Origin of the sequence: Streptomyces sp. NPDC096311 (genome assembly GCF_044763085.1) — a bacterium.
GTDB lineage: Bacteria > Actinomycetota > Actinomycetes > Streptomycetales > Streptomycetaceae > Streptomyces.
Genome location: NZ_JBIWFN010000019.1, coordinates 30,105 through 41,980, shown reverse-complemented (window position 1 = coordinate 41,980; position 11,876 = coordinate 30,105). Strand labels below are relative to the sequence as shown.

Below are 11,876 nucleotides of genomic sequence, written 5' to 3'. Positions count from 1 at the left end.
GGGAAATCCCCGTACGGGCGATCATGTTCGGCGCATTGTTCGAGGCTCAACCGTCACGGGCGGCCTCAGGGCAGAATGACTTGGTCATGGACACGCATCCCCTCCAGCTCACCGCCCACGGCCTCGTGCTTCGTGAATGGACGAGCGATGACCTCGCCGTCATGCAGGAGCTGTTCGACGACCCTGATGTCGCATACCGGACCCCGTTGGCGTCACCGTTCGGTCAGGCCGCCGCACTGCGATACCTGCACAGCGCAGAACGAGCCCGACGGGACAACGACCGGATCCACTTGGCCATCACCACCGATGGGCACCAGGCACTGGGAGAAGTCCTGCTCAACCGTGCAACTGGCAGCATCGGCTACATCGTCGGCGCCGCCCACCGGGGGCAACGACTGGCCGTGCGCGCCCTTCGAACGATGACCGAGTTCGCGCACACCACCCTCGCCCTGCCGAAGGTGATCCTTGAGATCGAACCTGACAACCAGCCCAGCATCGCCGTCGCACGATCGGTCGGCTTCCACCCGTCCGGCTCGGCCCCCGAATCCGTCACCGACAAGGGCCGGACCTACGGCCTACTCGCCTGGGAACACAACCTGATCACCGCCGATCAAGGTTAAAAAAACAAGCGTAGAGGCCGTTCTCAAACCCGTAGTAGAGGGTTTGCGTGACTCCGGCCGTTAGCGCTGCCGTCACCCCGACGATGAGGATTCGCAGCAAGCTACGGCGCCTGGTGAAGCTGCGCAGGCCCCTCCGGTGCACACGGACGGGAGGGGTCAGGGGAGCCCGGGCTGCAAACGCACCTGCTATTACGGCCGCAGTGATCACGATGGGCGAACCACAGCGACGACGACAAGCTGGCGGAGCCCGGCCGGGTGCCTCGATCGGGTTATGCGGAACCCCCGGAGAGTCAAAGTAGGATAAATAAGGACATAGCGTCGCTCGCCGATCGTCAGGGAGCGGTAGATGGACGCCTCGGACGAGCTCCTTCGAAGCACCGCCCCGTCGGCTCTTCTGACCCTGGACGGCACCATCCGCAGCCTCAATGCCGCGATGGCCAGTTCCCTGGGCAGGCCAGCGAACCAGTGTGTGGGTCGTGACATCGGTGATCTGTTGCCCGCAAGTCAGCGGATGTCAGCCAAGAGTCTCGTGGCCCACGCCGCCACCACGGGAACGGTCGCCATGCGGGTGCTGGAGTTCCCCGGGCCAGGCCATGCGTCCGTTGTCTGCTTGATCGAGGCGCAGGCAGTGAAGGATCCCGCCAGTGGCGAGCAGCTCGTTTGGGTGCACTCGTTGCGCGCCGAGAACGACCTGAGCGGTCTGCTGATTCCGTTCCGATTGGCAGCCAAGGCCGCCAAGCTCGGTCTGTGCATGTGCTCCCCTGAGGACCGCCAGGTGGAGTGGATGGGCGGCGCACCCGCCCTGGCGATGCTGTTCCCTGAGGGCTCAGTGTCCCTGTCCGGCGTGGTGCGGCGAGCCCACCCTGACGACCGGCAGGCGCTGCGCCGGCTCATACGTACGACCGCCCCCCAGTCACCCTGGATCAGGTTGCGGTACCTCGCTGAGCACGATGACTGGCACCATCTGGTCTGCCAGGCCCGTCGGATCCAACTAGGGTTCGGCGGCCCTGTACGGACTTTCGCAGTGGTCCGGGACGACACCCAGCAGGGAGCGCGACGACGGAGAGCGTTGGTCGCGCTGACTGCCGAGCGGCAGCGCGCCGACGAGGGCGCCGAATTCTCCTCCGCCCTGATCACTGCAGCCACGGAGCAAGAACTGCAGCAGGTCGTCCTGACACGGCTCGCCGCGACTTTCGGTGGTACCGGCGCGGTGCTGGCGTTCGTCGACGACGGCCGGCTACGCGTTCTCTCCGATGCCGGGTACCCGCTACCGCTGGCCAAGGCCCTGCAAGATCTGTCGCTGGATGCCCCGAGCCCGCTGTCCCATGCCATCCGAACCGGCAAGCCGCAGTTCATTCCCAACCAGAGGCAATACATCCGCCACTGGCCACAAGGAGTCATATTGCCGTGGATCGACCAGCTCGGGGCCGACTTCGCTGCCGTGGTCAGTCCCCTCAGCCTGCTGGGCGAACAACCGGTCGGAGCCTGGTCGGTCACCTACGACAGTGAGCACCACTGGTCCCCGCACGAGCGTGCCCTCATCAGTACTCTGACCGACCTGGCAGGCCAGGCACTGAAGCGCATCAGGTTGCAAAGGGCACGAATCGAGCTGGCCACGGCGCTCCAGCAGACCATGCTCCCCACGCTTCCTGAGCACCTCCCGGGCCTGGAGGTCGCCGCCCGCTACCGACCGAGCCAGGACGGGCTCGACATCGGCGGCGACTGGTACGACGCCTTCACCATGCCCGACGGCGCGATCGCCCTGGAGATCGGCGACGCCCAAGGGCACGACGTGGACGCCGCCGCCTTCATGGGACAAGTGCGCTCGTCCATGCGCGCGATCGCCGCCCAAGAACCAGATCCGGGAACCGTGCTGACACGCACCAACGACTTGCTCATCACGATGGGCACCGCACGATTCGCCAGCTGCACCATGCTGCACATCGATCCACACGACGGCCAGGTCACTGGTACCAGCGCCGGCCACGTGCCGCTGCTGTCCGCGCACAAAGACGGCAGCCACAACGTCTGTGAGCTGCCGGGCGGCCCGGTCCTGGGAGTCGTGCCCGACACCGACTACCACGAGGTGACCTTCACCCTGGACAGGGACAGCGCGCTGGTCATGGTCACCGACGGCGTGGTGGAAGGGCCAAGCTTGACGTTGGATGCCGGACTGGAGCAGATCGGAACACTGGCCGGCGAAGCCCTCCACGACGGACTGGACGCCGAGGCGACCGCCGACCGAATCCTCGACGCAGCCGTCCCGGTGGGCCATATCGACGATATGGCCCTACTGGTCGTCCGACGTACAGGATGACGTCCGCTACAGCGCGGAGCGCAGGCCGCGAGACTTTTCCATACCGACCGATGCCCGAGACGTTACCCCTTGACAGAGCTGGGCACGGACGGCGCTAGCCTGCGGCCCCTTGACCGACGCGGCGGCACATACGCGTATGGCATCCGCACCGGTGACATCAGGTCCCCGGCACAGCGTGCCGATCTGCTGACGGATCGTGGGCGGGGCCGGTCGCGGGTGCAGCCGACCCCGGCGTCCCGCCGGAACGGGACCTGCCCGATGATCTACGCCATGGTCATCGGCCACCGCCCGGTGCACGTACCCGAACCGCCACGCACACCAGGCCCCTGACCATCCCGTCGGACGGTGGCCATCCACTCCCTACGGGCGTACGCGGATGACTGTCTTCCCGTTGCGTCGCGTGGTCGGGTTGAGGGCACCGATGGCATCATCGAAGCTCGCGACGTGACCGATGTTCGTCCGCAGCCGTCCGTCCCGCACCCGCTGCACGATCTCACCCAGTTCGGCACGATCGGCCTCGACAACGAAGTCCACCGCCAGACCGTCGGTGGGCCGCGCCTCGACCGGGCCGACGACGGACACCAGCGTTCCTCCGGCCTTGATCAGGGCAGCGGACCGCTTCTGAACGTCGCCGCCGATGACATCGAAGACCAGATGGACGCCGCCGACGTCTTTCAGCGCGTCGTTCTCCAGGTCGACGAACTCATGCACGCCGAAGTCGAGTGCCTTCTCACGGTCGGCGGCGCGTCCGGTGCCGATGACGTAAGCGCCGGCCTCACGTGCTAGCTGGGTCACCATCGTCCCGACTGCCCCGGCCGCGCCATGGGCGAGGACGGTCTGGCCGGCCTGAAGGCGGCCGTGCTGGAACAGCCCCTGCCACGCGGTCAGACCTGAGATCGGCAGGGACGCGCCTACCGTGAAGTCGACATCGCCGGGCAGCGGTGCGAGGTTGCGTGCTTCGATCGCCACGTACTCCGCGAGGGTGCCGTCGCGGTGCCAGTCGCCGAGGCCGAACACCCGCTGCCCGACCGACAGCCCCGTCGTGCCGTAGCCGAGGGCGGTGACCACTCCGGCCAGCTCGTGGCCGGGGATCGACGGTGTCTTGTCACGGCCGGCGCGATCGGTCCAGGTCGATGGCCACTCCATCTCAGTCGGGACGAAGCCCGATGCATGAATCTGAACGATGACGTCGTTGATCGCTGCGGACGGCTCAGGCCGCTCCGTCAGCGTCATCCCGGCCGTTCCCGCTGCCTGGTCGGTCACCACAATGGCTTTCATGGAGATGGTCCCCTTCCTCGTAGGTGTGGTGGGTTTTGGTTTCCGGGTGGGTTTTCAGATGAAGGTGAACAGCTGGTCGGGGTTGAATCGCGAGATGGGGCTGGTGCACACCCTCTCCGGGTCGGGGTAGCCGAGGGCCAGCAGCACCGTCGTGCTGTGTCCGGTTTCGCGGATCTTGAACGCCTTGTCGACACTGGTCGGGTCGAAGCCCTCCAGCGGCGTGGCCTCGACGCCGAGCTCAGCGGCCGCCATCATGGTCAGGCCCACCGCCATGTAGGTCTGCCTTTCCATCCAGTGGTTCAGGTCCTTGTAGCCATAGTTGCGCAGGTTGAGGAAGTCCCGGGTCATCGACTCCCACAGCTCCTTGACGGGTCGGGGAACCGGCCGTCGGCCTTCTCCTTCGTGAACACCGCCTCGAGGTGGCTGTCAGGCAGATCTGCCCGGGTGGTGAGGATGATGGTGTGCGACGCGTTCAGGATCTTCTCGGCGTTGTCCTGGAATCGTTCGCCCAGGTTGTTGGCGAGCTGCTTCTTCCCCTCGGGCGTGGCGAGGACGTAGTGCAGGTCCATGTACGCCGGCACCTCGGAATCGTCGGCGACCGGTACTTCGCCCAGCCGGCTCACCGGGACGCAGCTGTGACCATCATGGCGGTAGAAGGCCTGCCCACGGGTATCGACCCGGCCGTCGCCCTCCGGCAGACGCGACGGAACATCCTGCTCCGAGGCGTGGACATCGACTCCTACGTCGGCTGGACTGTCGAACTCGACACCGGCGACGGCCCCGTTGCGTTCGCCGTCAACCGCGCTGCACGGCCTTGTGCGTGGATGGATGCCGTCATCGGGCCCGGGGCGCAGCGTGCGCTGCGGGGTAAGGGCGGCGTACGGTGCACGCCGCTGCCAGACGGCGTGCTCCGTGTCGGTAGGGCAGGCTTCCGCGCAGTCGGACCGACCGTCGCCAGCACGGCGGCGCCCAGGCCCTCAGGCCTCCCCCAGTGGAATTGCCAGCGAGGCCGCGCCGCTCATGTCGAGCCATACCGCGTCCCTCGTGCGCGTCGTACGCAGCACGACTCTCCCGCACTGCTGGCAGCGTGCGACGAGGCCCGATGCGTGCCTGTACACGTGCAGGCACGCAAGGGGGCCCGTGCAGCCGCAGTGGCCGCATCGGCTCGTCGCGGCGGTCACGTCAACGGCGAAGACCTCGGACAGGGGCCCTGCCAGCGCGTTTCCGTCGACATACCCGCCGTGGGCACCCCCCCTCATTTGGGCCGCCGGCCTCTTCGGACGCCATCTCAACCTCCACTGCCGCCGAAGCGCTCGGTACGTACTCGCTCAGGTGCATGTCCCAGGAGCACCAGGTAGGCAGCCGTCTTCTCGACGAACGCCGTGGGCCCGCAGACATAGCAGGTCGGCTCGAAGTCGGGGGGCCAGCCGCCACGGACCAAGTCCTCGGGGGCGATGCGCCCCGGCGGACGCGGTGAGTCCGCGGGGGCCTCTCTGCTGTAGAGGAACGTCGTATCCAGCCCCGGCGCCCCCTCGCGGAGCTCCGTGCGGTACAGCAGGTCCGACGGGGTCCGCAGTGCGTACAGCAGCCGGAACGGGGTCCGGCTGCCGGCCGCCTCCCGCGCGCGGATCACGCACATCACAGGCACGAGTCCCGATCCGGCCGCCACCAGCAGAACCGGCTCGGTCTGCTGCTGCCTCCAGACGAACCAGCCGCCGACAGGCCCGCGCAGCTCCAGCTGGTCCCCCACCACGAGCTCGTCCACGAGGTAGGGCGACACTTCCCCGCCGGGCGTGCGTTGGACCGTCAGGTCGAGGCCCCGGCCGTTGGGGGCCGAGGCGATCGAGTAGCTGCGCTGGGTGCTGTAGCCGTCCTCTGCGGTCAGTCTGACGTCCACATGCTGGCCGGCCAGGTGCCCGGGCCAGCCCGGCAGGTCCAGTGTCAGGGTGACGGCCGTCGCCGACTCCACGCGCCGGCCCGTTACCTCGGCGGTCCGCCACCGGAGCCGGTCGCCTAGTCTCCCTGGTACCGCTGCTCTCGCCATGGGTCTCCGTAGTTGTGGTAGCCGGCGCTCTCCCAGAACCCGGGCACGTCGCTCTGCCCCAGCTCGATCCCGCGCACCCAGTTCGCGGACTTCCACAGGTACAGGTGCGGGACCAGCAGCCGAGCGGGGCCACCGTGTTCGGGTGCCAGGTCGCTGCCCCCGTAGTAGGCAATCCACGCCTTGCCGTCGAGCAGGTCGGCGAGGGGGTGGGCACTACCGAAGCGGCACCCGCCACGCAGGCCGGACCCCCCGGCCTGAGACGAGAAGTCGGATTCATCGGGCTGATCTGGGCCTCGGAGGGGTCGATCATCGGCTCCGGCTGGCTGTTCGGCGCACAGGGCGCCCTGGCGGCGGCGGGCCCGGCCGCGATCATCTCCCGGGGGATCGGCGGCGTCGCGATCCTCATCCTGGCCCTGGTGCACGCCGAACTCGGCGGCATGTACCCGGTGTCCGGCGGTACGGCCCGCTTCCCGCACTACGCGTTCGGCGGCGCGGCGGGAGCGTCGTTCGGCTGGTTCTCCTGGCTCCAGGCGGCCACGGTGGCGCCGATCGAGGTGCTGGCCATGATCACGTACGGCCAGCACTACTCATGGGCGAACGGCTGGATGAAGACCCAGGGGGGCCAGCACATCCTGACCGCTTCCGGGATCGCCGTCGCGGTCGGGCTGATGGCGGTGATCACCGCCGTCAACTTCCTCAGCATCCGCCTGCTGGCCCGCACCAACAGCGCGGCGACCTGGTGGAAGGTCGGCATCCCGCTGCTGACGATCTTCGTGTTCGCCCTCGCCCAGTTCCATGTCGGCAACTTCACCGCCGCCGACGGGTTCAACCCCTACGGCGCCAAGGGCATCCTGTCCGCGGTCTCCTCCAGCGGCATCATCTTCGCGCTGCTCGGATTCGAACAGGCCGACCAGCTCGCGGGTGAGAGCGCCCACCCGAAACGTGACATCCCGCGTGCGGTGATCGGCTCCATCGTGATCGGCGCGATCATCTACATCCTGCTTCAGGTCGCGTTCCTCGCCGCGCTTCCCGCCTCCCAGATCCAGGGCACCTGGGCCACCGCCGCCTTCAACACCCTCACCGGTCCGTTCGCGCAGGTCGCCACGCTCATCAGTCTGGGCTGGCTGGCCACGGTCCTCTACCTCGACGCGGTGGTCTCGCCCGCGGGCACCGGCCTGATCTACCTCACCGGCTCCTCGCGGGTCTCCTACGGACTCAGCCGCAACGGCTATGTGCCGTCGGCCTTCGAGGCGACCAACCGGAGCGGGGTGCCGTGGGTCGGTCTCATCGCCGCCTTCGTGGTCGGCTGTGTGTGCTTCCTGCCGTTCCCGAGCTGGCGCTCGCTCGTGGGGCTGATCACCAGCGCCAGCGTGCTGATGTACGCCGGTGCGCCCCTGTCCCTCGGGGTCTTCCGCCGCCGCCTCCCGAACGTCGACCGTCCCTACCGGCTGCCCGGCGGCTGCTGGATGTCCCCGGCGGCCTTCGTCGTCGCCAACTTCCTGATCCTGTGGTCGGGCTGGACCACGGACTGGAAACTGGGCATCGCGATCCTGTTCGGCTACGTCATCCTCATCGCCAACCGCGTGTTCCGGATGAACCCGATCACGCCCCAACTCGATCTGCGTGCCGCTCAGTGGCTCCCCGCCTACCTGATCGGCATGGGCCTCATGGTCTGCGCCAGCGACTTCGGCCCCCTCAAGCATCCGTGGTTCCCCTTGTGGTGGGACATGGCGGCGGTCACGGTCCTCAGCCTCGCCGTCTACTACTGGGCCATGGCGGTTGCCCTCCCCACGGAACGGATCCAGCGCATGGTCGACCAGGTGGTCGTTCCGGAGGAGGCCGCGCTTCACGGCGCAGGTGTCGAGCAGGGTCGTCATGATCTCTGACGTGATCCCGGTGACGTCGTCGGGCGCGTGGTAGCCGGGGACGGGCGTGCCGTAGGCGAGGAAGTACCGCTGGGGGTCGTCCAGGGCCCACCCGCGCAGGGCATGCGCCAGAGCGGCCAGTCCGGGACCGGACCCGAGGGCCGCGGTCGCGCGGAAGGCGTCGGCGAGGCTTCGGTACGCCTCCCTGACGAGCTCGGTGATCAACTCGTCGCGCTCGGCGCAGTACCGGTAGAGCGCGGGTCCGCTCATGCCCATCTGCTTGGCGATCGCGTTGAGGGAGAGCGCGGAAGCCCCCGCGGCGGCGATCTGCTCCCGTGCGCGTTCCCTGATCTCCGCACGTACGTGGGCGCGGTAGCGCTCGCGCGGGGTCTGCGTGCCCGTGTCGACCATGACCAGCAACCTTTCCGCGGTCGCGAGGTTTCCGCAGTCACGAAGATAGAGGCTCAAGGTGTAGTTAGAAGGTATCACTAAACTTCTTGACTCTCCCCTTCACGTTGCGTTATAACTTCTCACGAACGCAAAAGTGAGTAACCAACGCGGAGAGCAGTGGAGGTCGTCATGAACGCCGAAGGACTCGTCGAGGTCGTACTGCCGGGCAAGGTGGAGCCGGAAGGGCTGGAGATCCGGCACGGAGCCGTGCCCGTCGCGGGCCCCGGCCAGGTCGTGATCCGGATGGAGGCGACCGGGGTCTCCTTCGCGGAGCAGCAGATGCGCCGCGGCCGGTACTACGACCAGCCGGCGTTCCCGTTCGTGCCCGGCTACGACCTGGTCGGCACCGTCCTCACGACCGGCGAGGGCGTCGAGCCCGCTCTGGCCGGCACCCGGGTGGCCGCACTGGTCAAGGTCGGCGGCTGGGCGAGCCACGTGCTCGTCGACGCGGCGGACGTGGTGCCGGTGCCCGAGGGGATCGGCGCGGCGGAGGCGGAGACCGTGGTGGTCAACGGCATCACCGCCTGGCAGATGCTGCACCGCAAGGCACGCGTCCGCGCGGGGCAGACCATCCTGGTCCACGGTGCCAACGGCGGCGTCGGCTCGGTCCTGGTCCAGCTCGCCCAGGCCGCGGACGTGAAGGTGATCGGCACGGCGTCCGCGCGTCACCACGACGCGCTGCGGGAGCGGGGCGTCATCCCCGTCGACTACCGCACCGAGGACGTGGCCGCACGGGTCCGCGAGCTCGCCCCCGCCGGGGTGGACGCCGTCTTCGACCACGTCGGCGGTCGCAGCGCGGTCGACTCCTGGCACCTCCTCGCGCCCGGCGGCACGCTCGTCTCGTACGGGAGCGCCTCCACCCGGGACGACGAGGGCTCCAAGCAGTGGCCCGTGCTCAAGCTGCTCGGCCGGGTGTGGCTGTGGAACGCGCTGCCCAACGGCCGCCGCGCCTACTTCTTCAACGTCTGGGCCGGACGGGCGCTGGCCAAGAACCGGTTCCGGGCCCAGCTGCGCGCCGACCTCACCCAGGTCTTCGGAGCCCTCCAGCGCGGTGACGTCACCGCCCAGATCGCCGCCCAACTGCCCCTCACCCGCGTCGCCGACGCCCTGCGACTGGCCGAGTCCGGCACCGTCGCCGGGAAGGTCGTACTGAACCCGTAGCAGGTTCTTCCGCAGCCGCCGATCGCGCACCTTGCCGCCGATCGCACACCTTGCCCCTGCCGTCCCTCCCTCATCCGAAACGCGAGGAACCGCCATGACCGCCACCCTCGCCACCCACACCGCCACCCCGAAGCGTCGCCGGGCACGGCTCCTCGTCCCCGCGGCGATCGCCGCCCTCGCCTTCACCGCCACGACAGCCGCCGCGGACACCTCACCGACCCCCGCGGCCGGGCGGACGGCCACGGCCCACGACCGTCGGGCGGCCGAGCACGAGCCGAAGGCGATGCTCGACGCGTGGCTGCGGCTCTGGAACGGCGATTTCGCCCAGGCCCCGGGGATCGTCTCCCCCGGCTTCCGGGTCCACGCCGCCCTCCTCGACGGCGGTGACGGCAGCTCCATCCGGGGCGTCGACGGCCTGGTGGCCTGGATCGGCCAGACCCGCGCGGCATTCTCCGACCTGCGCTTCACCATCGAGGTCCCCCCGCTGGTCGACGGCCGCTACGCATCGGTGCGCTGGACGGCCACCGGCACCTACGCCGGCGGCTTCCCCGGCGCCAAGGCCCGGCCGGGGACCGTGGTCACCTTCACCGGCACCGACACACTCCGCATGCGGGACGGCAGGTTCGCGGAGTACTGGGTCAACTCCGACACCCTGAGCCTGCTCACCCAGCTCCAGGCACTCTGAAGCACGCACTCCCCGAGGCAGGGGCGGTGACGGGTGTCGTCGGCACGGTCCGGTGCCTGACATGCCGCTGAGTGGAGCAATGACGGGTACGCCGTGCCGAGGCGCAGCAGGCTGGGCGTCTTGCCGAAACCGTGTGCCAGGAGTTCCGTGTGAACAGGCTGCATGAAACGAGCCGTCAGTCGTGTCGTCCGCTCTCGGTGCACCCCCCTGCCTCGCTGGTGTCAGAGCTTCCGCCTCTCACACAGCGTCCCGGGACACCGTGAGGTGGCGAGGCCGTGGCGCGGAGGCGGAGAACGCCGCGCCGCACCCGAACAGCACGGGCCGCTCGCTGCCGGCACCCCCCATGTGGATGCGCTGGCTCCCCGTCTTCTACGTCGCGGCCGTCCTTGTGATCGAGCCCATCACGCCCGTGGAGTGGCCGGTGAGCTTCCTGCTGATCGCTCTCCCGCTGGTGGCCGCCTTCGCCCACGGCCCCGTGATGGTCGTCTGTGTCACCGTCTTCGCCGTGGCGTTCGAAGGGGTTCTGGCCGGTACCCCGTGCTGTGCGGGACGTTCCGTCGGCTACCTGTGGGACCGCCACTACGTGGCCGCCTACTTCTGCACCGCTCTCATCGGCACCCTGGGAACCATCCTGGCCGTCAGCCGGATGCGACGGGAGCGCACGCTGGCCACCGTGCGCTTCGTGGCCGAGATCGCCCAGCGCGTCCTGCTCAGGCCCGTTCCGCACCGCGTCGGTGACATCCTGGTGGAGAGCTTCTACCTCTCCGCCGACGCGGAGGCACGCGTCGGAGGCGATCTCTATGAGGCGGTGCCCACGACGCACGGCCTCCGCCTCGTGATCGGCGACGTCCGGGGCAAGGGTCTGTTCGCCGTGGAGACCGCCGCCACCCTGCTCGGCGCCTTCCGCGAAGCCGCCCACGACGAACCCGACCTCGCCGCCCTGGCGGAACGGGTGGATACCAGCATGAGCCGCCGGGCCGCCGACTACGCCAGCAGCGACATGGCCGAGCGCTTCGCCACCGCGGTCTTCGCCGAAATCGTGAGCTCCGACCGTGTGGTGCGGATCGTCAACTGCGGCCACCCGCCCCCGCTGCTCATCAGCGCCGCCGAAGTCACCGAACTGGAGACGGACCAGGCCTCACCGCCCCTCAACCTCGGCGTGCTCGTCGCAGAGCCCTACCGCGCCGAAGAACATCCCTTTCGGCCGGGCGATCAACTCCTGCTGTACACCGACGGCGTCACCGAGACACGCGACGAGGACGGCGCCTTCTACCCGCTCGTCCAGCGCATCCGCTCCTGGGGCGTCCTCCCGCCCCGGGAGCTCCTCGACCGGCTCCACCACGATCTGCTCGCCTACAGCGACAACCGTCTCAACGACGACACGGCCGCACTCATCGCCTGCTACATCCCCGACGAACCGCGGGCACCCACCGACCCGCACGCGCTCTGAGCCGGA

General features: G+C 68.8%; 11 protein-coding genes and 2 pseudogenes. 6 read left to right on the top strand and 7 right to left on the bottom strand.

Annotated features, from left to right (window positions below):
- The first annotated feature begins 23 nt into the window (after positions 1-23).
- Both ACIRA5_RS38335 and ACIRA5_RS38330 read left to right on the top strand, forming a co-directional pair.
- Positions 24-620: a GNAT family N-acetyltransferase gene (locus ACIRA5_RS38335; protein ID WP_403698951.1), complete on the top strand. Its 597-nt coding sequence runs from the start codon at positions 24-26 to the stop codon at positions 618-620.
- Positions 621-966: 346 nt separating this feature from the next.
- On the top strand, positions 967-2,937 hold the full coding sequence (locus ACIRA5_RS38330) for a SpoIIE family protein phosphatase (protein WP_403698949.1): 1,971 nt from the start codon (positions 967-969) through the stop codon (positions 2,935-2,937).
- A 360-nt stretch (positions 2,938-3,297) separates the two neighbouring features.
- Here the strand turns inward: ACIRA5_RS38330 and ACIRA5_RS38325 are convergent, their stop codons facing one another.
- The 6 genes and pseudogenes from ACIRA5_RS38325 to ACIRA5_RS38300 form a co-directional block, all read right to left on the bottom strand.
- Complete coding sequence (locus tag ACIRA5_RS38325) at positions 3,298-4,215, bottom strand: NADP-dependent oxidoreductase (RefSeq protein ID WP_403698947.1); 918 nt, start codon at positions 4,213-4,215, stop codon at positions 3,298-3,300.
- 54 nt (positions 4,216-4,269) lie between these two features.
- Complete coding sequence (locus ACIRA5_RS38320; protein WP_403698946.1) at positions 4,270-4,563, bottom strand: nitroreductase family protein; 294 nt, start codon at positions 4,561-4,563, stop codon at positions 4,270-4,272.
- A complete protein-coding gene (locus tag ACIRA5_RS38315; protein ID WP_403698944.1) occupies positions 4,560-4,838 on the bottom strand; it encodes a hypothetical protein in 279 nt (92 codons plus the stop codon). The genes ACIRA5_RS38320 and ACIRA5_RS38315 overlap by 4 nt, the downstream gene beginning before the upstream one ends.
- 354 nt (positions 4,839-5,192) lie before the next feature.
- Positions 5,193-5,474, bottom strand: coding sequence for a DUF6510 family protein (locus ACIRA5_RS38310; protein ID WP_403698943.1), 282 nt, complete (start codon positions 5,472-5,474; stop codon positions 5,193-5,195).
- 29 nt (positions 5,475-5,503) lie between these two features.
- The gene (locus ACIRA5_RS38305; protein WP_403698941.1) at positions 5,504-6,259 is read right to left on the bottom strand and encodes a ferredoxin reductase; all 756 of its coding nucleotides are present in this window, start codon (positions 6,257-6,259) and stop codon (positions 5,504-5,506) included.
- Positions 6,229-6,465 (bottom strand): annotated as a pseudogene (locus ACIRA5_RS38300) (molybdopterin-dependent oxidoreductase); the annotation flags it as partial. The pseudogene ACIRA5_RS38300 and the gene ACIRA5_RS38305, both read right to left, overlap by 31 nt.
- Between ACIRA5_RS38300 and ACIRA5_RS38295 the strand changes: the two are divergent.
- Positions 6,466-8,145, top strand: coding sequence for an APC family permease (locus tag ACIRA5_RS38295; protein WP_403698939.1), 1,680 nt, complete (start codon positions 6,466-6,468; stop codon positions 8,143-8,145).
- On the opposite strand, the pseudogene ACIRA5_RS38290 reads toward ACIRA5_RS38295, so the two are convergent.
- Positions 8,110-8,535: pseudogene (locus ACIRA5_RS38290) on the bottom strand (TetR/AcrR family transcriptional regulator); the annotation flags it as partial. The gene ACIRA5_RS38295 and the pseudogene ACIRA5_RS38290 sit on opposite strands and share 36 nt — an antisense overlap.
- Positions 8,536-8,703: 168 nt before the next feature.
- Here ACIRA5_RS38290 and ACIRA5_RS38285 point away from each other — a divergent pair.
- From ACIRA5_RS38285 to ACIRA5_RS38275, 3 genes are all read left to right on the top strand, one after another.
- Positions 8,704-9,735, top strand: a complete 1,032-nt coding sequence (locus ACIRA5_RS38285; protein ID WP_403698937.1) for a medium chain dehydrogenase/reductase family protein — start codon at positions 8,704-8,706, stop codon at positions 9,733-9,735.
- Positions 9,736-9,829: 94 nt separating this feature from the next.
- A complete protein-coding gene (locus ACIRA5_RS38280; RefSeq protein WP_403698935.1) occupies positions 9,830-10,420 on the top strand; it encodes an ester cyclase in 591 nt (196 codons plus the stop codon).
- 259 nt (positions 10,421-10,679) lie between these two features.
- A complete protein-coding gene (locus tag ACIRA5_RS38275) occupies positions 10,680-11,870 on the top strand; it encodes a PP2C family protein-serine/threonine phosphatase (RefSeq protein WP_403698933.1) in 1,191 nt (396 codons plus the stop codon).
- Positions 11,871-11,876 lie beyond the last annotated feature (6 nt).

Excerpts from the sequence above, each read along its gene's own strand:
- ACIRA5_RS38280 (WP_403698935.1), top strand. The coding sequence starts at position 9,830 with ATGACCGCCACCCTCGCCACCCACACCGCCACCCCGAAGCGTCGCCGG.
- ACIRA5_RS38335 (WP_403698951.1), top strand. The coding sequence starts at position 24 with ATGTTCGGCGCATTGTTCGAGGCTCAACCGTCACGGGCGGCCTCAGGG.
- ACIRA5_RS38320 (WP_403698946.1), bottom strand. The coding sequence starts at position 4,563 with ATGACCCGGGACTTCCTCAACCTGCGCAACTATGGCTACAAGGACCTG.
- ACIRA5_RS38310 (WP_403698943.1), bottom strand. The coding sequence starts at position 5,474 with ATGAGGGGGGGTGCCCACGGCGGGTATGTCGACGGAAACGCGCTGGCA.
- ACIRA5_RS38325 (WP_403698947.1), bottom strand. The coding sequence starts at position 4,215 with ATGAAAGCCATTGTGGTGACCGACCAGGCAGCGGGAACGGCCGGGATG.
- ACIRA5_RS38330 (WP_403698949.1), top strand. The coding sequence starts at position 967 with ATGGACGCCTCGGACGAGCTCCTTCGAAGCACCGCCCCGTCGGCTCTT.
- ACIRA5_RS38285 (WP_403698937.1), top strand. The coding sequence starts at position 8,704 with ATGAACGCCGAAGGACTCGTCGAGGTCGTACTGCCGGGCAAGGTGGAG.
- ACIRA5_RS38305 (WP_403698941.1), bottom strand. The coding sequence starts at position 6,259 with ATGGCGAGAGCAGCGGTACCAGGGAGACTAGGCGACCGGCTCCGGTGG.